This window comes from Wolbachia endosymbiont (group A) of Bombylius major (genome assembly GCF_947251895.1).
GTDB lineage: Bacteria > Pseudomonadota > Alphaproteobacteria > Rickettsiales > Anaplasmataceae > Wolbachia > Wolbachia pipientis.
Genome location: NZ_OX366395.1, coordinates 1,422,702 through 1,446,511 on the forward strand (window position 1 = coordinate 1,422,702; position 23,810 = coordinate 1,446,511).

Genomic DNA, 23,810 nt, shown 5'->3' on the forward strand with positions numbered 1-23,810 from the left:
TTATGCTGTCTCTTGGTCCATATAGATTTTCATTAACTGAGCGAGGTTTCACACGCAGGAATGAATATCGCTGGCCTGCACTTGAGCGTATTGGAGAAAAGCCATTACTTCAAAGTATTGGTCCTGGAGAGGACGTTATTGAGCTTGCGGGAGTAATCTATTCAGGAGGACTGGGGCAAATAAATAATATGCGAAATTTATCGAAACCTCTTTTACTCATTGATGGCCAAGGTAACATTTTAGGCCATTTTGTTATTGTGAAAATAGAAGAAACGCAGAGATATTTTTTTCCAAATGGTGAAGCAAGAAAGATTGAGTTTCACTTAAGTTTGAAGCACTATGATAACGTGTTGTCAGACGGATCACTAAATAATCCAGTTGATGATATACAACTTGATAATGATATATTACAAAACTAAGGAAAATGATATGTTAGATTTAATCTGCTGGAACTACTATGGATTCAGCTCAGGAGCAGTTGAGATTGTGTTAAGAGCTAATCCTGGGCTTTCAGAGTACGAACTTCTTCCTGCAGGATTAATCATTAAACTTCCTGTTATTCAAAAAGAGACACAAAAGCAAGTAGTAAAACTATGGGATTAAAATGACACCAGACTTTAGTATTTCAGTAGAGGGAATTTTAATCACTGAGTTGATAAAAAGTCGGTTAGTATCAATGCATATTACTGATGAAGCTGGAGTAATAAGTGATACTGCTGTAATTCATCTTGATGACCGTGATTCATTATTTGAAATTCCTAGAACTGGGGCAAAGCTAAATATTTTACTTGGGTATAAAGAAACTGGCATTGTGCCGATGGGAGATTACATAGTGAATGAAATTACGCTACAAGGCCCGCCACAAGGACTAAAAATCAAGAGTCATGCAGCGGATCTAAAAGAGTCATTAAAGGAACAAGTGTTTAATGAGTGGCATCAAATCACCTTAAATGATTTGGTAAAAAAGATTGCAGACAAACATGGCTATCAAGCTAAGGTTGCTGCAGAGTTTGCAAATATCATGATATCACATATTGATCAGACTGCAGAGAGCGATATGCATTTTTTAACCAGGCTTGCTCAAATTTATGGAGCAATAGCAAAACCTGCTGGAGGGTATTTACTGTTTGTTTCAAAAGGAAAAGCAAAGTCAGTTACCGGAAAAACTTTAAGCACTATTACTTTAACACCTAGAGATATTACAAATTGGAAAGTAAAATTTAATGAGCGTAATCAATATGGCTCGGTTATTGCTTACTGGTATGATTATGAAAAAGCAGAGACAATAACGGAAAAAGTAGGTGATCAAGAACCAAGCTATATTTTGCGAGATATTTATGCAAGTAGTGATTTGGCACAAAGTGCAGCATCTGCGAAGTTGAATCAGCTGATGAGTAATGCAGCAACACTCAATGTCACAATGCCAGGAAATCCTGAATTATTTGCTGAAGCAAAGATTAATCTTTCTGGATTTCGCAAAGGAGTTTATGGTAAATGGATAATAAATAGGGCTGAGCATGTAATTGATAACCTTGGCTATCGTACTATATTAACAGCAGTTATGGGAAAATAAATTGATAATTTCCTCATAAATATCTTTTTTTTCTTTATTATTGTTTAATTCCTCTACAGCAAGATCTAAAGGAGTTTTTTTATCTTTGTTTTTAGCAAGAGGATTTGCTCCATTTTTCAGTAGAAATTTAACAATTTCCAAGCGTCCTTCCTGTGCAGCATAGTGCAAAGCTGTCCAGCCAAAAGCATCAGTAGTGTTTACATTAATGCCTTCTTCAATTAGAAATTTTACAACTTCCAAACAGCCTCCGCTTGTAGCATAGTGTAATGATGTTGCACCAAAATGATGAGTAGCATTGATATCTACTACATTTTTTATTAAGGATCTTACAGTATCTAAATTACATTTTTCAGCTGCAGTAGATAATGTTTCCAGATCATTGCCACTTGCCTTACTTTTTATTGGCACATCTTTTGATAATTGGTCTGTACTAAAGTGCTGATACAGAACAATAACGCATATCATCGGTATTATTGAACTTGTTAACAATTTCCAAAAAAGGCTAGATTTCATGTTGATTATATTATTTACATCGCTTGTTTAGTGCAACTAATTAACTTTATTTTAGAAAAGATTTTTTGGACGTATTTTTGATGAATCTTGTATATGTATATATACAACTTTTCCTTTAAAAAAGATGACAAACACAGGAAAGATTCCTATGGCAGTAATTGCTACTATGGTGATACAAACAATAGCATTGATCTGGTGGCTAGCTAAGCTCGACTTAAGAGTGCATATGCATGATAAATTTATAGAGCAAAATCAAAGGACTACAGAAATCATCTATCGCCTTGAAGAAAGGGTCAAAAACCTTGCTGAGGAAGTTAATGAACTTGAGCAGAGACAAAAATAAAAAAGTGGCAAAGTATATTTTATCTGTTGATGGAGGTGGAATTAGAGGAATCATTCCTGCCATTATTCTAGCAGAAATTGAATCTAGAACAAGAAAGCCAATTTCCCAGATTTTTGACTTAATGGCAGGAACCTCAACCGGTGGGATTATTGTTGCTGGACTTTGTAAAAGCAATAAACCTCAATACTCTGCCAATGATTTAGTTGGACTTTACCAAGAGTATGGAGCTTATATCTTTCAATCATCATTTTGGAGAAAATCAATTGCTTCTTGGCTGAGTGGTTCTCAGTACTCGTATAGAAATATGGAATTTATTCTCAACAAATACTTTGGTGAAAGTACTATGGCCGATGTTGCAAGTAATCTACTGCTCACCAGTTATGACATTCACAATAGTTGTGAATTTTTCTTCAAAAGTTGGAAAGAAAAAAACATTAAGTTGAAAGATGCACTCAGAGCTACAACAGCTGCTCCAACGTACTTTACACCAAAACGTCTGAAAATTAGCCAAACAGAGAGAGTGTTGATAGATGGCGGAGTGTTTGCTAATAATCCAGCAGCTTGTGCATATGCAAGTGGCAAGAGATTATTTCCAAATGATGAGATTATACTGCTATCAATAGGCACTGGTGGAACAGATAGAAGTATAAAGTATGCTAACTCAAGGAAATTTGGCAAAATAGGGTGGATCAAGCCACTACTGAATGTGATGTTCGCTTCTGGATTGGATTGCGTTGATTATCAACTAGAACAAGTAATAGATGATAAATACATAAGAATACAATCGCAATTGAAAGTAGCATCGACTGAGATGGACAATATTACACTCAGAAATATCAAATTTCTTCAGCAAGAGGCAAGTAAAATGATAGAGGATAACCAGAAAGTGATAGACAAATTCTGCAAGCAAAATCGAAAACTATAACTGAGCTAGAAAAACAAAATAAGCGAGTTTCTAGTATCTACTTTAATAAATTTACTAAAATATTTTTTTAATATTATATATTGAATACAGAAGCACAAGAATTTCATCCAGTAATGCAGATAATTAATTATGTAATCACCTTTGTTGGTATTTTAATATATTGTGTAGAAATCAGTAAACTAATGTTGCTTTTAATTCAGGTTAAGTTTTGGAAGCATGATTTTCAAGTTCCTCAATAGATAAATCTGTTATTTTAGAAATAGCATTAACAGAAACGTCCAACATAAGTAGATTATTTGCAACCTTTATTGACTCTGCTTTGTAAATCAGGAATGTTGCACCAAATGTTGACATTAAACTTTATGATATGAGGTATCTTTGATGTTTTTACGCTACTAAATTCATGATATCCATCTCTTGGCGATTTAAGCCTATTTTTAGAGTATTTATAAAAAGACGATAAGACCCCTTCTACATCTAAAGCCTAAAATGCAATTCTCAGATGATCTCTGACAGACGTTTTTTTCATCAACACATTCAAAACAATAAAAAGATTGAATATTTCTTCACAATTGTGTATAATTATTAATGCTTTGGTGCACGTAACGATTATACTTTAAAAAGAATGTTGGCTACTGAGAAGAATGAAGACATCTTCATCAGAAAAAAAAGGGGCAAAAACAGAGAAAATTGATGTAACTACTTAAGGCAGGTGTCTCTATTGCAGCTGAGACAGCTGATCACTCATGATCAAATAAAAAAGTTATAAGCACACAGATTGGATCACAGTATCTTTTTTAAGAAGAAGATTTATCTTGCTTAAAAACTTGTAGATACTATATTTTACATAAATTCTTCATGCGAGGCCTTTATGTTTACTAATAGAATATCTAATAATCTGGATCAGCTGCAATTTTTTGTAGAGTTTTTAAATGAAAACTATGAAACTCAGAAACATCTTAGTCTTACGCCGCTACATTTAGCAGCAGGAAATGGTCAGTTGGATTTAGTCAACACTTTATTAGGAGAGGGTTTAGATATTAACTCAGAGATTAAGTACGATGCCTTTACGCCACTGTATTTTTCAATTGCAAAAAATCGCTTAGAGATGGTTAACTTTCTTATTACTCATGGAGCAGATGTAAACCATAAGACCATTCTAGGCTTTACACCTTTAAGTTTTGCATCCCAGCAAGGATATTTAGATATAGTCAACACCTTGATTGCAAATGGAGCAGATCTTAGTACTAAAACAGATAAACTTAATACACCTTTACACCTAGCAGCAGAGAATGGTCATCTAGATATAGTAAATGTTTTTATTGAAAAGGGATTAGATGTTAATGCTGTAAATAATGATCGAGCAAGACCTTTGCATTCTGCAGTACAAAATGGTAACCTCGAAGTAGTTAAAGCTCTTATTTCACAAGGGTCTAATATTAACGCTGGATCTTCAGGCATAGGTAATCATAAAGTTGATGCAAACATTACACCCTTACATCTGGGAACACAAACTGGTAGGTTAGATATAGTTAAAGTTCTGCTTGAAGCGGGAGCAAACGTTAATGCAAAAACAGATGATAAGATTACACCTCTACATTTAGCGTCTCAAAATGGCTTTTTAGAGTTAGTAGACATTTTACTAAAAGCAAAATCTAATGTTAATGCTAAGGATTATGAGAATCTTACACCTCTACATTTAGCAGCAGAACGTAATCACTTTGGAGTAGTTAAGTCTCTTCTTCTCGTAAGGGGAATTGATGTTAATGCTAAGGACCACGATAATTCCACAGCTTTACATATAGGATCTCAGAATGGTCACTTAGAAGTAGTGAAGCTACTAATAGAGAAAAAAGCCAATGTTAATGCTAAAAAAAACGAAGGTTTTACACCTTTGCATCTAGCAATTCAGCAAAGTCATTTCGAGGTGAGTGATTTTTTAATTAAAAATGGAGCAAACATTAACACCGTGGATGATCAGAATTGGACTCCTTTACATAATGCAGCATATAATGGTTTTTCTTTAAAAATAGTAGAGAGCTTAATTGCAAAAGGAGCAAATATAAATGCAAAGATGGATGATGGTAGAAGAGCTCTACATTTGGCAGCAGAACATAATCGCTTGGAAATAATGAATTTCTTGATTGAAAATGGAGCAGATATTAATGCTCTAGATAACAGAAGTTGGACTCCTCTACATTGTGCAGCATATGATGGTAATTTAGAAGTTGCTAAATCTTTGCTTGATAAAGGAGTAGACATTAATGCTAAAACAGTTAAAAGTACTACACCTCTACACTTTGCAGTAGACCATGATCATTTAGAGGTGGTTGAATTGCTCTTAGAAAAGGAAGCAGATATTAATGCTTTAGATCACACAAATTGGACTCCTTTACATTTTGCAGCAGAAAAAGGTTATGATCAGATAGCAACCGTTCTATTGAAACATGGTGCTGATGTAAATGTAAAAGAAAATCAAAATAAAGGCACAGCCCTACATCTTGCAGCTCAATATGGTCATCCTAAGGTAGTTAAAACTCTTATTATAAATGGAGCGGATGTTAATGCAAAAATGGATAAAAATGCTACGCCTTTACACTTAGGGGCACAAATTGGTAATTTAGATATAGTTAGGTCTCTACTTATGAGCGGAGCATACTTTAATGCTAGAGCTGAAGGAGGTAGATATGTTTTACCATTACACTTTGCAGAAAGAAGAGGAAACCCAGAAGTTATAAAATTACTAAAATTGACTGAGAAGTTATTTAAGGCTATAGAAGATAATAATTATTTAGGAATTGAGAGTTCCATTAGAGATGGAGCAATAATTGATTCGAAAAACGTGGATGGAAGAACGCCATTACATTATGCTGTTAATAATGGGCACATAAAAGTTGTAAATATCTTGCTAGCAAATGGAGCTGATGCTACTAAAGTTACTAACAAAGGTAATACACCATTACACACTGCTGCTTCCAAAGGTCATAAAGAAATTATTGAAGCTTTGTTACAACGTGTAAGCCACAATAAATTGAGTGATTTTATTAATGCTAAAACAATAGTTAAAGGCACTACATCGTTGCATGTTGCTACTGAAAATAGCTTTTTCGAAGCTGTAAAATCTTTGTTGAAACATGGTGCAATTTATAACATCAAGAATAAAGAAGGTAAAACACCACTTGATCTTTCTCGAGACCAGAATATTACTAACCTATTGAAATTAGTAGAAGAGCTATTTGAAAATGCAAAAAATGGTAATGTTGAAATTATCAGTAAGCTGAGAGCAATAAAACCCGATGAGCGCGTAGCTGTAACAAATGCTCGTGATGATCAAGGCAAGTCATTAGTCCAGGTTGCAGTAATCAATAAACACTCAAACCTTGCAAGTAGATTATTAGAAATATTAAAAAGTCCAGATCAGAGTTTACAAGATGTCAGCGTAGAAAATCGAGTAAAGAGTTTAAAGTTATAGCTCTCTTAAATGAAACTCTAATGAGGGTGCCAAGATCTAGAAAATATACAAAAATTTTGTTACAAAATAGTGAAATTTAGGAGGATTTTAAAAATATGCTAAATAATAATATTAACAAAGAATTAGAAAAAGCAGTCTATGAACGAAACTTAGAAAAAGTTAAAGCTCTTTTGTCTGCAGGTGCTAATGCTAACCTTAGAGTAGAAAGGAATAGAGATACGTTACTTCATACTACTAGTAGTGTAGAAATTACTAAAGAGCTTTTGTTAGGTGGTGCCGAAGTCAATTCAAGAAACATGTATAGTGAAACTCCACTACATTCTGCTATAACACTGGGGAAGGAATTAGAATTAGTTAGAGAACTTCTGAAACATGGTGCTGATGTAAATGCAACAAACCGTAAAGGCAATACTGCACTGAACCATGCTGTAAAAAAAAGTGGTAAAAATCTGGAAGTAGTTAAAGAACTATTAGAATATGGAGCTGATATTAATATAAGAAATCGTGAACGACGGCTTTATGATAATTGTTCCACATCTTTAGATAACGCTGTAAGTGATCTAGCATGCGCTAAATTGTTGATTAAATTTACTTTAGTAAGGAACTTCAATAAGGATTACGGAAAAATTATTGACTTATCTCCTTATAAAGGATGCAGTAATTACAGTAAATTATCAAGTTATCTAGATGACTGTGTTTGTGAAATTCTTCAAATGAAAACAGATGAAATAAAAGATAGCCTTCCACTATATGAATTTGTTACAAATAATTTCAACATACATGTACTATATAATAATCAATTATCTGTAAGACTAGCAAAAATTGATTATTCCATACGCTATCCTATATATAATGATATCATATTAGATAAGGTAAAACCTTTTTTAGAAAGAGCAGATTTGTTAAATAAGTTAAGTAAGATACAATTTTATACTAAATTAGATGTGGCAGATCAAGATGCCAAAGAAAAGAAAATTATTCTGGATCATGATTCTACATATAATATAACTGAATATCTATCTAATGATAACTTGTTAAACTTTATAGTAGCGTTTGATGATTCCAATAAACGTACTTTTCAATCTTTAAGTTCCTTAAATAATCTCGTAGAGCCTGGTACAAGACTTTATGAAACTTCTATAAGTAATGATACCAAACGTGCAAGATTAGAATAAATACATTTTTTGTCAGTACTAGAGTTTTTTATGAACAACAATTAGTCGTATGGTTCCAGAGAGGTGATACATAAGAGATTGCTATAATGCCAAAACACTAAACTTAGTGCTTTTTTATGTAAGTTGATCATCATTTCTCTTTGTTGTTTTCAAACGGGTTATTATTAGTAGGTGTTACTAAAAATTTAAACAACCAACACATTTCCCACACCCAAAATCAAATGTTGTGAAGGCTTTTCGTCCTGAAATTGCAGGATTAGTAGATATTCTCTCAAAAATATTTTATTAACAAAAGATGCTATTTTAAATTTTGCCATATTAAGTAAACTTTGCTATTCTAATACTGGTGTAAATATATCTCAGAGAGGGTTTATGCATGTACCTAAACAACAAACCAGTTTTTATCAAGAAGATAAACAGTTTTTATCACGTTCTTACACATCAAAAGAGGAGTTTATTAGAGAATATAAAAAGCTCTACCGCAGAAAAGCAAAAGCTGAAGAACTTTATCTCCTGGTTTTAACTGAACTCGAAGAGGCAATATCAGATGGTAATGTCGACAGCTTAAAAAAATTAAGCAATTTTATTGATTACATAACTGATGCAGAAGATCAAGTAACTTTGAGAGACTATTATGATAATGCTAACAATCCTGTTAAGAGTACTAACTTAGTTATCTTAGCTTGTAAACACAATAAGGTAAAGATTTTAGAATACCTACTTGGCAATAATAGTAAAATTCTCAGTAATTTATCTGTTGGCATCAGAGAAACTACTATATTACCAGATGATGAGGATGAAACATGCCATAATGCGTTTTATTATGCTATACGTTCAGGTAATGTTGAACTTCTTGATACACTCATTAATAAATGGCCAGGTAATTATTTTGCTGTTCATTTCAGGGAATTAGATGAAATTCTTTCACGAGCTTATGAGGAATTAAAACTAAAGAACGTATTCTTGTCAGAAGAGATAGAAATTTTTGTTGAAAATAAGTTGATAAACCTCCGTTTTTTCTCTAGTGCTTCTGGACAAGATCAGAATGTGAAGAGTTATCTTAATAACATAAGAGAGCGGATTGAGTTAGTACTTCAAAATATTAGCCTGTTAAAGGCAGAGTATTCAAACACAGAAAAAGTAGATGAAAAGTTTTTATTCATAGCAAAATTTATTGCACAAAATATTCATATATTAAAGCGGCAGTTGAAATCAACCTACGATAGACTACCTTGGGAAGAAATGGAATTTTGTTTGATCAGTTTTGTTTCTTCTCACATAAAACGACAGGAAATGAATCTATTCTATAATGCCACATTGAATAAAAGTAAAATACTAGACCACTTGGAAAATTTTGCAAAGAAACTTAAAGAAGAAAAAGATATTATAGAAGGTGTGGACATTGGTAAATTTGCTGATCTCCCGAAGTTAAAACGTGAGAGGGTTGTTGCAGAGATCGTTAGCAATTATCCTCAATTTGGAGAGTTGTATAGCGATTATCAACAAATTAGGGATATTCATTCTTTAGAGAAAATAAGTGATTATATAAAGTTGGCATTATCAGCTAATCCTAAAGAAAGGGAAGGACAGTTAATTATTACAAGGGTTTTACAGGTTATTGGTGAATATTTAAAAAACACTCTAGAATCTCCCAAGTTATCTAGCACTACAAGCGAGCTTCTTCTACTATCATTACCAAAGAACACAAGAGAAGTCATTATAGATTTACGTAACTCACTATCACATGCTTACTCGCTCTCTAAAAGAACAGAGATTGAGGAAAATACAGATGTTAACTTTTTTATTGGTGTTCAAAATGATACTAAAAGAATCGATAATGTAATTACTGATATTCTTTACAATAACAAGATTAAAATAGTCATAATATTGCTAAAGAAAATTACCAGAGGTGAAAACTTAGACGAGATAAAAGAAGTTGCTGGAATATTTAGTAACGTTGAATTAGATGAAATGATTACAGAGAGTTTTAAAGTGATGGAACATGATAAGCTTGAAAAACTCATAAAAGAATTAAGCAATAATATAACTGAAAAGACGAATTATGAAAAGGAGCTGTTTAATAAAATTGATAACATAATCAATTTTGCAAAAACTAAATCAAAAAATATCAGAACTGATTATGTTACGGCGTTTATATCATTAAAGAGCTTAGATGTTGGTTTGAATGACAATAAGATTGACCATAATGTTATTAGAGGAATAAAATTCTTTGCTAATAAAACACTAGAGAATATTCCTTCCCAAATAGAGTCTCACAATCTTAAAGAAATAGCCGAACTATCAATGAAAATTTCTCATAGTGTTAGGTCAAGAATACAGGATGACAACCTTGATAAAGTAAATAGATTAACTTGTGAGATTTTTTACATTGCTGAACTTGGAACAGGTGACCTTAAATGGATTGAGGAATTAAGAAACAAGTTGAATGAGAAAGGTTCGTTTATTCCTATACATAAACAAAGGAAGGCTTACAACATAACAGAAGAAAAATACAATAACCAGCTTGAACTGAAGTTATCTGAACTGAAAAGTATTTTGAGGAATAACGCATTAAGTGGCAAGTTAACTGAAAAGCTTCCTTCCTACAAGAGGAATAAAAAGTTGCAAGCAGTAGTAGAAATGCTTGTTCTGGATATAATGTCAATTTTAGGTAGATCAGAGAAGCATCTAGAAAACAATCTACTTTTTTTAGATGATAACACTCCTTTATTAACTGGAAAATGTTTGCGTAATCATTTAGCACACGATAATACCTTAGTTGATGTATTGTTATCTGATCCCTCAATAGCAGTTATCTTGAACGCTAAAAAACTTATTTCAGAAAATGTAATAAAAAGTAAGAAGAAAATTGGCAAGTCGGTAAGAGATGATCCTTCCAAGCTGAAAGATAAATACGATCAAAACCTTATCACTATTACTAATCAGGAAAAAATGTTTGCTGCGTTGGAAGAAGGAAATCTTGAAGACTTAAAGAGTTATCTCAAAAAAGGAGCAGACATCAATGCTAGAAGTATTAACTCATGGACTACATTACATTTTGCTGCTAAGGGACCTAGTCTTGAAATTATAAAATTTGTTCTTAATCAAAATTTAGACGTTAATGTTAAAGATATTAATGGTCAAAGCCCACTACATATTGCTGCTGCATATGGAAGGAAAAATATTGTGGAATTTTTTATAGGAAAAACAGGTGTATATGTTGATGATCTAGATAATAGTGGCAAAACATCACTACATATTGCAGCTAAAAATGGTCACAAAGATGCTGTTGAAATTCTACTAAAAAATAATGCTAATACTAATACCAAAGATATAGCTGGTTTTTCACCTTTACACTATGCAATAAAAAACAATCATATTGATGTTGCTAAGATTATGCTAGAAAAAGAAGCGAATGTTGACATCAACGAAACTATGGGTGGCTTTACTTCACTACATATAGCTGCAGAAAGTGGTTATCTAGGGCTAGTTAATTTTTTACTGAAAAATGAGGCAAATGTTAATGCAAGAAACGATAAGGAGGGAATACCATTACATACAGCAGCACTAAATGGCCACCTAGAAGTAGTGAATGCTTTAATTCTCAAAGGAGCCGATGTTAACTCCAGAGTTATAGATGGTTGTACACCATTACACTATGCAATAGAAAACGGTCATGAAAAGATAGCTAATATTTTATTGAAGCATGGAGCTAATGTTAATGTTGTTGACAAAACCTATAATAACACACCTTTGCACTACGCAGCAAAAGATGGACATGAGAAAATTGTTAAGGCTTTACTGACAAATAAGGCAAATGCTAGTATTGCCACTGTGGAAGGTATAACCCCACTACATTTTGCAGTGCAGAGTGGCCACTTGAAGATAGTTGTTGCTCTTCTCGAGCATGGGGTTAACATTCGCGCTAAAGATAAAAATAATGCTACGCCATTACACTATGCAGCAGAGAGTGGTCATAAGGCAGTTGCTGAGCTTTTAATAAAAAATGGAGTAGAAATCAATGATAAAGCCAATAATAATCTAACACCATTACATGTAGCTGCTCTGAAAGGTCACAAAGATATTATTGAACTCCTAATAAGAAATAAAGCTGAAGTTAGAGCTCAAGACATTAAGGGTAGTACACCATTACATGCAGCTGCGATGAATGGTAGCAAAGATATTATTGATCTTCTAATAAAAAATAAAGCTGAAGTTGATGCTAGAACTAATGATGGCATGACGCCATTGCATGTAGCTGCTCTAAGTGGACATAAAGACGCTATTGCTTTTCTAATCAAAAGTAAAGCTGAAGTCAATACTAGTGCTAATTATGGTCTTACACCTTTACATGCAGCTATTGTAGGGGGTCACAAAGATATTGTGAACCTTTTAATAAAAAATGAAGCCAAAGTTAATATGGAAGGTATTGCAGGTAGTACACCATTACATGTAGCTGTGGAGGAAGGTTATAAAGAAATCGTTGGAATTTTGGTAGCAAATAGAGCCAATGTTAATGTTAAGAGTAACAACCTAACACCATTGCTTTCTGCTATTAAGCATAATCATAAGGAAATCGTTGAAGTTCTTGTAGAAAATGGAGCTAGTGTTAATGCAGAAGGTGGTGAACCTTTATCATTAGCAGTGCTCGCTGGTTATAGGGATATTGTAGAGATTTTGCTAAAAAACAAGGCCCGTACTAATATGAAAGGTCCTGAAGATGCTACACTATTACATTTGGCTGCTAAAAGAGGCCACAAGGAAATAGTAAATGCTCTGATAGCAAGGGGAGCCAATGTTGATGCTATGACTATTAATAGTACAACACCATTATATCTTGCGGCACAAGAAGGCCATGAAGAAGTTGCTGAAATTTTGATAGCAAACAAGGCTAACGTTAACTTTGTAAATGTTGAAGGTGCTCCACTACATATAGCTGCAGGACACGGTCATGTTAATGTTATTGAAGTCCTATTAAGTAATGGAGCAAAAGTTAATGTTAAGGACAATAAGAGCAGAACACCTTTAGAATTAGCAGTTGCACATGGTCATTTGCAAGTGGTTAAAATGTTACTGCAGTATAAAAAAGTAGATATGAATGCTAAAGGCAATGATGATTGGACTATACTGCACATTGCTTCACAGGAAAGTAACTTGGAAATGGTAAAATGTCTAGTAGATGAAGGGTCTAATATTAATGCTAAAAATGCCTCTGGATCAAAGCCTATACACATTGCAGCTAGAGAAGGTTATAAAGATACCGTAGAGTTTTTCCTTAGCAAGGGGTTGAGTATTAATGAGCTTGGTACAGCTAACCAGACATTACTACACTATGCTGCAATGAAAGGTCGGTTAGAAGTTGTAAAGTATTTGATAGCACAAGGTGCTGACGTTAATGCTAAAGATACTAATGGCTTAACCCCTATGCATATTGCTGCTAATTTTGGTTATAAAGACGTTATTGAAGTTTTATTAAAAAATGGTGCAGTTTATAACGCTGTTGACAAGCTTTGTAGAAGACCATTAGAAATGACTAACGATAAAGACGTTATCAATCTATTAGCATCAACTGAGAAATTATTTGAGGCTGTAAAACGTAATAGCTCTTCAGAGGTTGAGAATTACATTAAAGCAGGAGCGTTTGTTAATGCCAAAAATGCTGATAGTGTAACACCATTATATTATGCTGCATGGAAGGGCTATGATGGAGTTGTCAATATTCTATTACAAAATAAAGCTAATCCTAATGTGGTTGGTAACAAGGGGTTTACTCCTCTGCATTATGCTGCTAAGTTCTCTCACTTAAAAGTTGTAAAGGCCCTATTATCTAATGGTGCAGTATACAATGCTGTCTCTGACAGTGGGAAAACACCATCAGATTTTACTGTGGATAAAAGTATAACTAGCTTATTTAAACTAGTCAGTGAATCATTTAAAAAGGTTAAAGATGGTAATGCTCAAGTTATTAATGACCTAAATAAGATAAAGGATATTGATACAGTAAAAGCAGTGATGAGTGCTCGTAATAGAGAGAACAAAACGTTAGTAGTTGCTGCAGTACATAGTAACTTTTCAAAAGTCGAGCAGTTGAAGCAGATATCGCAAAGTGACGTATCCGCTCAGATTGATACAGCTTTAGTGCTCTTGAATCAAGGCAATTACCAAAAAGCCTTAAGTATTTTCAGAAGCGCATTTGAAAGAAGAAAAGAAATACTAGGACCAGACAATCCTGGTACTTTAGATATTCAGACATATATAGCCAAAGTGCTATATAAGCAAGGAATTTACCAAGAAGCTTTAAATATGCTTAAAGAGATTTTTCAGAAACAAAAAGAAATGCTGGGTTTAAACGATAAGGATACTTTAAGTACAAGAAGTACAATCGCTTTAGTGCTGCATAGACAGGGGAAAGATGAAGAAGCTTTTAATATTTATCAAGAAGTCTATCAGAGACAAAAGGAAATACTAGGGTCAAATCATTCAGATACCTTAAATACTCAGTTTCACATGGCATTAGTATTAGATAAACAGGGAAAATATGAAGAAGCGTTAAATATCAATAGGGCAGTTTTTGAAAAGAGGAAAGAAACACTAGGTACACATGATCTAGCCACTGTGAGTGCCAAAAATAATATAGCAATGGTACTAGCTAACCAAGGTAAATACGAAGAGTCCTTAAAAATCTATAAAGAGGTTTTTGAAAAGAAGAAAATAATTTTAGGTATTAATCATGCTGATACCTTGAGAACGTTACATAACATTGCTGGGGTACTCTTCAATCAAAATAAATATCATGAAGCCTTGAAAGCTTTTCAAGAGGTTTTAAATATCCAGAAAAAAGCTTTACAACAAAATCACCCAGAAACCTTGAATACTCAATACAACATAGCAAATGTACTTTTTGCTCAAGGGAAATGGATCAGCGCACTTAAAGTCTACAGAGAAAGTTTAGATCAAAGAAAAGCTGTTTTTGGACCAAGTCATCCGAGTGTTTTAGATATTTTAAAAAAGATAGAGATGATTAATTTTAGATTTAAGCTTGAGGGTAGCGAAGCATCAGAGGTTCTCCAGCATCTGCAGAAAGATATCAACATTGCTGCTAGTAAAGGTGATATACGAACTGTTCAGCGTCTGTTAAAAGATGGAGCTGATGCCAACGATAAAGATATTGATGGAAGAACACCGTTGCATTACGCTGTTAGCAATGGACACATAGATATTGTAAACATCTTACTAACAAATGGAGCTAATGTTAGTCAAGTTACTAATAAAGGTAATACACCATTACACACTGCTACTTCCAAATGTTACAAAGAAATTGTTGAGGTTCTGTTACAACATATCAGTCGTGATAAATTAAATGACTTTGTTAATGCTAAAACTACTTCTAGTGGTACTACATCACTTCATGTTGCAGCTAAAGGTGGCTCCTTGGAAGTTGTAAAATCTTTATTAAAACATGGTGCAATTTATAACATTGAGAACAAAGAAGGTAAAATACCTATTGATCTTTCTAAGGACCAAAAAGTTACTAACCTACTGAAATTAATTGAAGAATTGTTTGGAGATGCAAAAAAAGGTAATGTTGAAATTATCAGCAAGCTTAAAGCAGTAAAACCTGATGAGTTTATAGCTGTAACAAATGCTCGTAATAATCAAGGGAATACATTATTGCAAGTTGCTATAGCCAATAAACATAAGAATATTGCAACTAAATTGTTAAAAATGCTGAAGGAGCCAGATCAAAATTTACAAGACGTCAATATAGAAAGTGGAGTTAAAAGTTTGAAACTTTGAATAATACTATTGAAATATTTATATATAACCTAAGTTAATATTATACTTAAATCAGTTACAATATCTGAGTTTCAGCAAGCCATAGAGTCAAATTAAGGAAAGTAGATATAGAAAAAAGTACAAATTTTTGGTACATGGGCTACTTTATACTCCACATCACAGCTACAAGTTTACCATTTTATTCTATTAGACATATTTATTGCGTTAAAGGAGAGTATATGTAAACACCTGGATTTATTACAGAAACTAAAACACTGCAAGATAGTAAAAATATTATGTTTAAACTAGTTTGACTTATATTATATACTGTGGATAATATATCATCTATTTATGATTATATTAATATAAGGAAAATGTTATAATCTGGAGGGTAAGTAGTTATGCTAGGCAATGATAATACAAGCTACAGTTTAATTTCTGCAGTTCGTGAAGGAAGACTAGAAAGAGCAAGGGAGTTAATTAATTCTTTTGGACTATCTTATTCACAAGCATGGTCAGAAGGATATGTTTTACTTCGTGATGCTATTGAGAATAAACATACAGCGGTTACTAAACTACTTTTAACAAACGGTTCTAAAGTTAACAGCAAAAACAAAAGACCTTCTAATACTCCACTTCATTTTGCTGCTATAAATGGTGACATAGAAATTGTTAAGATGCTTCTAGACAGAGGTGCTAACATTGATGCTAAAAATCAGTATGGCAGAACTCCGCTTCACAATGCGATTGAAAATAAGAAAATGGAAATTACCGAACTACTTTTAAATCGTGGAGCTAACATTAACGTCAGAAGCAATGATGGTATAACTCCTCTTCATATTGCAGCTGAGAGAGAGTATTTACAGATTGTTGAGCATCTTTTAAAATATGGAGCTTATGTTAATTGTGTGTGTACTTCAACATGGAAAAAAGGTTATGCACCACTGCACTTTGCTGTTGAAAAAGGTAGTAAAGAAGTTATCACGTTGCTTTTAAGTAGAGGTGCTAATGTTGATGTTAAAGGGGAAGATAGTATAACCCCTCTTCATATTGCTGCTAAGAAAGGATATATGCATATTGCCGAAGATCTTCTAAACCATGGTGCTTGTACTCATTCTTTCACATTGAAGGAAGGATATACGCCACTACATTTTGCTTCTGAACTAGGCAATGAAGAAGCTGTGAAATTATTCTTGAATAAAGGTGCTGATATTAATGCTAGCACAAATAGTAATTTAACGCCACTTCATATTGCTACCAAAACAGGACGTAAAACAGTTGTAAAGCTGCTCTTACAACATGGAGCTAAAGTTGATAATCAGGACAAAGATGGTAAAACCACACTACACCTCGCTGTTGAAAAAGGATATTTAATGATTGTTGAGGATGTTTTAAAGTATTGTCCTGATATTAATCATCAAAGTAACAGAAGCTCTCTTAAAATCGCAGTGCACGGCTATGGAGAAGAGTATAAAAAGATTGTTGAGGCTCTTCTAGAATATGGTCTTATTGTTAATCTCGAAGATGCAAATAATCCTAAGTTATTACATGCTGCTGTTGAAAAAGGATATTTGAAAATTGTTGAAGACCTATTGAAGTATGGTGCTGATGTTAATACGTTACACAATTCAACATCTAAAGAAGGTTTTACACCTTTACATAGTGCAGCCAAAAACAAACAGGAAGAAGTAGCTAAATTATTGATAAGCTATGGAGCTGATATAAATGCTCAAGACAAAACTGGAAAAACTCCAATATTTTATGCTACTGAGAATGCCGATTTAAAAATTACCAAGCTACTTTTAACTAATAGAGCTAATGTAAAAGATAATCCTGAGCTATTGAATATTGCTGTTAAGAAGGAATGCATAGAAATCGTTGAAGCTCTTTTGCAACACGATACTGATATTAACGCTAGTGATAAATATGGAAGAACAGCATTGCATTTTACTGCTTTAAGTGAGAGTGAAGGTTTTTTTGGATTTCTTACTAATGAAGATCCTGATATTAATATTAAGGGAGAAATTGCTAAACTGCTTCTAAGTAAGGGAGCTAATATAAATGCTCAAACCAAAAATGGTATTACGACGCTTCATGCTGCTGCTCAGAAAGGATATACGAAAGTTGTTGAAGCTCTTTTAGAATATAATGCAGATGTTAATTCTACAGTTAAAAGTGATATAACACCTCTCCATCTTTCTGCTCAACAAGGAAATGAAGTAATTAGCAAAATGCTCTTGAACAAAGGAGCTAACGCAAACGCTAAGCAAAAAGATGGAATAACTGCGCTTCATATTGCAACTCAAAAAGGCCATAAAGAGGTTGTAAAAGTATTGCTAGAATGCGGTGCTAAAGTTGGTTCTAAAATTAAAAGTGACATAACACCACTGCACCTGGCTGCTCAAAAAGGTTACCAGGAAATTATTGAGACTGTCTTGAAATTTGGTGCTGATATTAACTCTAGAGATGAGTATGGCAGAACAGCACTTCACATTGCTTCTAAAGAAGGACATGAAGAAGTTGTTACAACTCTTTTGGAATATGGCTCTGATATTAATATTACGAGTAGAAATAATCATACACCACTTGATTCTGCTATGGCTGGTATAAGGTCATTCTATAGTCAACTCAACAACTATGACTCTGATGATGATGGTTATTACGATCCTGATCGTGGTGTCTGTTCGTGTGAAGTAACTGCTGAAGCTCTTAAACGCCACATAGTTAAAATGAAAACCGCAAATTTATATGTAAGTGAAAAAAATTTACTATCAATGAGTATCAGTGGTGAAATAAGTGGCTTTCAGGATGAATGTGAGGAAGAAATAGCAAGGATGAAGAGTGAGAAGATTAATAATCCTAACATTTCATTTTATGATATCTTGGCAAAAGGTACAAGCTCATTAGCAATATATATGAGGAATGAAAATATAGTGCAGGTTTTAAAATCAGACGACTATAAAACAAAATTTCCAATATATGCTAGTATGGTCGAAAGTCATTTCAGAAAGGGTATGGAAAGAAAAGAGTTACTTGAACAAGGCAATAAAATTTTCCATTTTCTCTTTAACAATTTTCCTGAGTTACCATATGACTGTACTGAAAAAATATTTAGCTACCTGAGTAACGAAGACTTAAGAATTTTGATAGATGCTTGTAACCCTCTTAGCATCAGTAATCCTAATACTAATATTAACAATGTAGTGATTACCTCAAGTACATCTCAAGTACAGTACGTTTAAGTTAAGGAAAAATAGCAGAACAAGCTACTTTCAACATTAAGTAATGGCTTTAGTAATTTAAAGATTATTTTAAAGGTTTTATGGAAATATTCAAAAAAGTATACGTGTCAAGTTAAGGAAAAATGAGCAAATTTAGTGCACTAAAAGTTGGGGAATATTAAATAAATCATTGGAGGTAAGTTTGGAAAGTAAAATACTTATCAAATGAAGATGAAGAAAATAATCGCAGAAATGGGAGGAATGCAATAACTCTACGTACTACAATTAATCTAGTTTATAGCATTACCCATGGTAATCCAAATAAGATTTTTTTCTCATAATCAAGTCATAGTAAATTGGAACAACTTTTCACATCTAACAAAAGCTCTGACTTTAGATTTAGGATTGAAATTAGTAAGTAGAATGATTACGTAATGCATATATTAGTGAAAGGAGGTACAACATGAGTAATATAGTTCATTCAAATAAAAACAATAAATGTGATAACTTTAGTGTAAGAGGACTACAAAGAGCCGTTGATAACATATTTGATAGCTTCTTTACAGGATGGGACTCAGAGCTTTCCAGAAGAGGTAGTAGTCTATTACCAGCTTGCGATTTTTATGAAACAAAAGAAAGCTATTGTCTCTCACTAGAGCTACCAGGTATTTCCAAAGAAAGCATAGACATTAGTATATCTAGCGACAGCTTAATAGTGAAGGGTGAAAAGACGTGTAATAACGAGTCAAAAGATAAGCAGTTTTACCATCGAAAAAGATACTATGGATCTTTCTATAGGTCTATTCAGCTTCCAGTAAATGTAGAGCAAGATAAAGTGTCTGCTAATTTTTCAGATGGAATATTGCACGTAACCATACCTAAGTCGGAGAAACATATCAAGAGAATTGATGTAAAGTAACCAGTAAGTAATAGCAGGCTTCTAGTTTGAGGCTTGCTACTTTAAATTATTATAGATGGAATGTAATAAAGTTCAATTATCTTTTCTAGATCTAAATTTTTGTCTTAGCGTATTTATTATACAGATAGTGTAAAGCCTTTGTTAAGCTTACATATTGTCAATAATCTATTAATAACTCTTATGGTATAATTGACTTTGAAGAAAGAGGGAGTATGAGTGAGGCAAATCCAATAGTTACATTGAAGGCTAAAATTAAAGAATTTGGTTTTAGTGAATTAAAGGCTGGTGAGAGCAATAAATCAGCAAACTCTGGTGAAACAATGTATTTCGATTTTCCAAGAATGAACTTTGTTATTAATGGAAAAATTATAGATACAGTTTTAACCTCTGCATTAATTGAAGGAGCTCAATATCGCAAAAGCAACCTTTTTAATAGTTATGATATATACAGTAGTGAAACCGCAAGAGAAAAACAAAGAGAAATAGATACAGATTATGGTAGAGCTTTTGTTGATTCAGTCCTCAAGGATCTTGAAAAGGAACTTGCACATAATGCGTTATGTGAATTATGGAAAAGTCACTGCAAAAATTCTGAAATTCCTGATTATCAGAAAACCACCTCATATGGGAAAGATTTTGAGAGATTTTACAATGCTGGAAGAGAGCATCTGCATCTATTACTAAAAGTAGGAGATGAGAATAAGAACTATCGCCCATTTGTAAAAGAAGTCTTTAAGGAAATGTTCCAATACGCAGAAGCAAGTGTTCCGAATGACCCTATTTTAGAAGAAATAATCACTAATTGTAACCAAGCGGGGTATGAATTTGCTGTAAGCATCCCTATTCTTGAAAGTTCACTCTTGGAATATGGATTAAAAGGGGAATATAGCAAGAATAAAACAATGTGTATTGATTGTGCTGATCCAATCAGTACAAAAGTAAAATCTGATATGTTAGTGTTCGTAACGAAGTTTGATAACCCAGGAGAAAAAATATGCGATCTATCGACTTCACTTGAATTTGTACTTGAGTCTCAAGATGGTAAAGATGGTGTAACCTATAAAGATGGCAAATTATTACTTACTATTCCTAAGGAACTAAAAAATTATAAAGGGGAAAGTAGAAACTTGTTTGATGTTATTAAAGAATATTTTCAAAAATTCTGCGAAAAATTAGGATTTAAATTCGAGATAAAAACACAAAAAATAGAGCATGATTTGGACGATTCGCTGAAAGTAAATAGTCATCTTGAAAGCCTAAGACCACCTATTTGTAGTAATAATTATGCTCTTGGTCATTAAGTACTTTAAACCATAAGCTCAAGTTAGAGAGAATGGCACAAATGTTATTAAACAATAAAAGTTATAGTTGTATCTGGTTACTTAAGTTAGCTATAGAATGCCTTCTGTGTATATTAAAAGGGTATTTATTTTGTTATTTAAGTTTCCTCTTTTGGAACATAGAAACATCCTAGGAATAATCCTACTGAATTCTATGATATTATTTTTTGTAACATTGTTATATACTTCATAAGAAAGCTTATATCTCTCACCGCCATCTTTAAAGAAGACATCATTATCTTTAATTGTTTCAACCAAAATTTCCTTTCCTTTATTTTTTTTGCACTTTCAACTTTTTTACTGCATCTTGTGTTCTGCTTTGATCTAGATCAAAATCAATGTTGGTACAAATAACAAAATCTTTCAGTTCACCATTGATAAAGTCTTGATTGTATTTAATCTTTAAGTAGGAAATGAAATACTTTGCCAAATTAAATTCACCATCTTTATTTTTTGTGAGTAAATCGCTTATTCCAATTTTATTATCCTCCTTATTTTGCTTGTGTTTTGCTTGCAAAAAACGATATATTTTTTTTGATTTTGAATTATTACATATAAAAACCAAATCATCAAATTTTTCAGCATTATTCTACTCTGTAGCCAAACGAAAAGAGTAGCTTTTATCTAGTCCACGCTTTAAAAATAACATTAACAATTTTAGCTGGTAAATGTTGCCATGAAGAGTATTATTTAATCCAGAAGCAAGGTATGTTCTTGATTCATCCTCTTCGATTTTTGTTCCTTCAGGCTCTTCTTTTTTCATGAAGGAAATTCGTAACCGTTCACGGATTGTGAGAATGAATAAAGAACTAAGCAGTGACAGCTAGTAGATTCTGTAGCTTTTGAAAGGGGTTTTGGCCATTTAGACGTGATGTCAAAAATATTGACAACATTCTTTCCACGAATCTTTCCCCACGTTCTGACCAGGTGAAAAAGCTGTTTTTACGATAAATTACGTACCGTCTAATTTGCCGTTCTGCAAGGTTGTTGGTTGTTTCTATCACTTCAGGTTTTCTTAAAAACTTCCACATCATATCCTCAGACCGTAACATCTTAGCGGCCATTCTTGAAGCTTGAGTGCTATTTACAACCCTCGTCATTTTACGCAAAAAATGTTTTACCCTTTTCCGAATTTTTCGCATCAGTCGATAAAATCTCAAATTATCTATCGAATTGTGTTTTTTTGCCTTGTCTACTACAAACACCTTATTGCTGAGCGATTTTAGTGCTTGGCCAATTTTGCTCACTTCAACATTTTTACTATGGGCAAATCTCTCAAAATCTCTTGCCAAATGTGTCCAACATATCTGTCTATTTTCACGATTGAAGTAATTGTATACAGCGTATCTATTGCTCACAACTATGCCATCATATTCTGGCAGTAAACTCTTCAACACCTTCTTACCACGAGACTCGCTTACCTTCAGAAGTGTCAACGCTTTGTTCGTTATTACCCAACTCCAGCCTCTCTTTCCTTGATTTCTGTGTCCTGTTTCGTCTATATGCAAATATTCGCTTCCTTGTAACTCTTCCTTCATTTTCTCATATTCAGATGCACACTTCTTCGATGCCCTGCGTTCAGTATTTGAGACTAAACCAAGGCTTATATTTAGATTAAAAATACTGCCTAAAATTTGCTGTACCTCTCTTTTTGAGTTAATAAAAAAGCCGCTAAGGCTGCTTATAATTGTTTTAGCATTAGATCCTAGAAGATCTCTTGCAACACCTTCGGGTAAATTTGCTGTAATTCTTTTATTACATACTCTACAATGTCCTCTTTGCAATCTGTACTCAGTTACAGTTGGCTTAATTTCTGGCAATTCTGCCTTCTGATGAATAATTTCATCTTCTAAAGTAACCTTACCTCCACACATACAAATCGTATCAATTGTGCAGCTCACTACCTCGTCTGCAGCCATTAATTCACGCTTATGCCCCTTATGTCCTGGCTGACCTCCTGGTTTTTTATCACTTTTCTTTTTTGCTTTCTTACGATATATATCTCGTGATGGTGGCAGCGATGAATTTTGCGAATTTAAGCCCAATTTGTCTTGTAATTCAACTATTTTTGCTTTCAAGCTGTCATTTTCTCTGATCAGCGCTTTTATTTCTTCCTTGAGATTAGCGTTTTCTGCTACAATCTTTTCTTGCAGCACTTTTGTCATTTACCCATTCCATATTTAGCTTCCTATTTCTTTACACTTTTATATTTACTTTGTAAATCACCTTATCTCTGTGAGCGATTACGGAAATTCTTGGCTTTTTAGAAGAACCAATTTCTGGCTTGTTTTCTCCAGTATTTGCCCTTTTTAGAAGTGAAGCTCTGCCTAATTCTTGAATAATACCTTCGTTATTAAGACTTTTAGCAATATCTAGTGGCATTTTACCTTTACTATTCTTGATTTGTATTGCTCCATTTTTGACAAGCAGCTTAACTACTTTAGGTTCCTGTTTGCGAACAGCCGCATGTAACGGTGTATTTAACTCATAATTAGCGTCCTGAAAATTAATGTTCGCTCCTTTCTTCAAAAGATCTTCAATGTCGTTTGATTT

General features: G+C 33.2%; 17 protein-coding genes. 11 read left to right on the forward strand and 6 right to left on the reverse strand.

The window, feature by feature from the left end; genetic code table 11:
* The first annotated feature begins 2 nt into the window (after positions 1-2).
* Genes OPR49_RS06810 through OPR49_RS06820 form a run of 3 tightly spaced genes read left to right on the forward strand, consistent with a single transcriptional unit; the run spans position 3 to position 1,573 of the window.
* Positions 3-419, forward strand: coding sequence for a phage tail protein (locus OPR49_RS06810; RefSeq protein ID WP_191110947.1), 417 nt, complete (start codon positions 3-5; stop codon positions 417-419).
* 10 nt (positions 420-429) lie between these two features.
* Positions 430-603, forward strand: coding sequence for a tail protein X (locus tag OPR49_RS06815; protein ID WP_255586148.1), 174 nt, complete (start codon positions 430-432; stop codon positions 601-603).
* A 1-nt stretch (position 604) separates the two neighbouring features.
* Positions 605-1,573, forward strand: a complete 969-nt coding sequence (locus OPR49_RS06820) for a phage late control D family protein (RefSeq protein ID WP_191110948.1) — start codon at positions 605-607, stop codon at positions 1,571-1,573.
* On the opposite strand, the gene OPR49_RS06825 is transcribed toward OPR49_RS06820, so the two are convergent.
* Positions 1,550-2,086 (reverse strand): ankyrin repeat domain-containing protein, encoded by a 537-nt coding sequence (locus tag OPR49_RS06825; protein WP_191110949.1) that lies wholly within the window; start codon positions 2,084-2,086, stop codon positions 1,550-1,552. The two genes, OPR49_RS06820 and OPR49_RS06825, sit on opposite strands and share 24 nt — an antisense overlap.
* A gap of 124 nt (positions 2,087-2,210) precedes the next feature.
* Between OPR49_RS06825 and OPR49_RS06830 the strand changes: the two genes are divergently transcribed.
* Positions 2,211-2,429 carry a hypothetical protein gene (locus tag OPR49_RS06830; protein ID WP_264711399.1) on the forward strand — a complete coding sequence of 73 codons (219 nt, stop codon included), beginning with the start codon at positions 2,211-2,213 and terminating at the stop codon, positions 2,427-2,429.
* A 4-nt stretch (positions 2,430-2,433) separates the two neighbouring features.
* Positions 2,434-3,354: a patatin-like phospholipase family protein gene (locus tag OPR49_RS06835; protein WP_264951913.1), complete on the forward strand. Its 921-nt coding sequence runs from the start codon at positions 2,434-2,436 to the stop codon at positions 3,352-3,354.
* Between the two features lie 201 nt (positions 3,355-3,555).
* On the opposite strand, the gene OPR49_RS06840 is transcribed toward OPR49_RS06835, so the two are convergent.
* Positions 3,556-3,708, reverse strand: a complete 153-nt coding sequence (locus OPR49_RS06840) for a hypothetical protein (protein ID WP_174516912.1) — start codon at positions 3,706-3,708, stop codon at positions 3,556-3,558.
* Between the two features lie 517 nt (positions 3,709-4,225).
* Here OPR49_RS06840 and OPR49_RS06845 point away from each other — a divergent pair.
* The 6 genes from OPR49_RS06845 (at position 4,226) to OPR49_RS06870 (ending at position 21,218) form a co-directional block, all read left to right on the forward strand.
* The gene (locus OPR49_RS06845; protein WP_264951567.1) at positions 4,226-6,826 is read left to right on the forward strand and encodes an ankyrin repeat domain-containing protein; all 2,601 of its coding nucleotides are present in this window, start codon (positions 4,226-4,228) and stop codon (positions 6,824-6,826) included.
* Positions 6,827-6,921: 95 nt separating this feature from the next.
* On the forward strand, positions 6,922-8,001 hold the full coding sequence (locus OPR49_RS06850; RefSeq protein WP_174516910.1) for an ankyrin repeat domain-containing protein: 1,080 nt from the start codon (positions 6,922-6,924) through the stop codon (positions 7,999-8,001).
* Positions 8,002-8,373: 372 nt separating this feature from the next.
* Complete coding sequence (locus tag OPR49_RS06855; RefSeq protein WP_264711397.1) at positions 8,374-15,798, forward strand: ankyrin repeat domain-containing protein; 7,425 nt, start codon at positions 8,374-8,376, stop codon at positions 15,796-15,798.
* Positions 15,799-16,178: 380 nt separating this feature from the next.
* On the forward strand, positions 16,179-19,019 hold the full coding sequence (locus OPR49_RS06860; RefSeq protein WP_264951564.1) for an ankyrin repeat domain-containing protein: 2,841 nt from the start codon (positions 16,179-16,181) through the stop codon (positions 19,017-19,019).
* 442 nt (positions 19,020-19,461) lie between these two features.
* A complete protein-coding gene (locus tag OPR49_RS06865) occupies positions 19,462-19,917 on the forward strand; it encodes an Hsp20/alpha crystallin family protein (protein ID WP_265027016.1) in 456 nt (151 codons plus the stop codon).
* Positions 19,918-20,129: 212 nt separating this feature from the next.
* Positions 20,130-21,218 (forward strand): hypothetical protein, encoded by a 1,089-nt coding sequence (locus OPR49_RS06870; protein ID WP_264688613.1) that lies wholly within the window; start codon positions 20,130-20,132, stop codon positions 21,216-21,218.
* Positions 21,219-21,528: 310 nt separating this feature from the next.
* On the opposite strand, the gene OPR49_RS06875 is transcribed toward OPR49_RS06870, so the two are convergent.
* Genes OPR49_RS06875 through OPR49_RS06890 form a run of 4 tightly spaced genes read right to left on the reverse strand, consistent with a single transcriptional unit; the run spans position 21,529 to position 23,786 of the window.
* Positions 21,529-21,822, reverse strand: coding sequence for a hypothetical protein (locus OPR49_RS06875; RefSeq protein WP_007549099.1), 294 nt, complete (start codon positions 21,820-21,822; stop codon positions 21,529-21,531).
* Between the two features lie 24 nt (positions 21,823-21,846).
* Positions 21,847-22,020: a hypothetical protein gene (locus OPR49_RS06880; RefSeq protein WP_007549098.1), complete on the reverse strand. Its 174-nt coding sequence runs from the start codon at positions 22,018-22,020 to the stop codon at positions 21,847-21,849.
* 46 nt (positions 22,021-22,066) lie between these two features.
* Entirely contained in the window at positions 22,067-23,422 is a 1,356-nt protein-coding gene (tnpC, locus tag OPR49_RS06885; RefSeq protein WP_264688612.1) for an IS66 family transposase, read from the reverse strand.
* Between the two features lie 31 nt (positions 23,423-23,453).
* Positions 23,454-23,786: an ankyrin repeat domain-containing protein gene (locus OPR49_RS06890; protein ID WP_007549517.1), complete on the reverse strand. Its 333-nt coding sequence runs from the start codon at positions 23,784-23,786 to the stop codon at positions 23,454-23,456.
* Positions 23,787-23,810 lie beyond the last annotated feature (24 nt).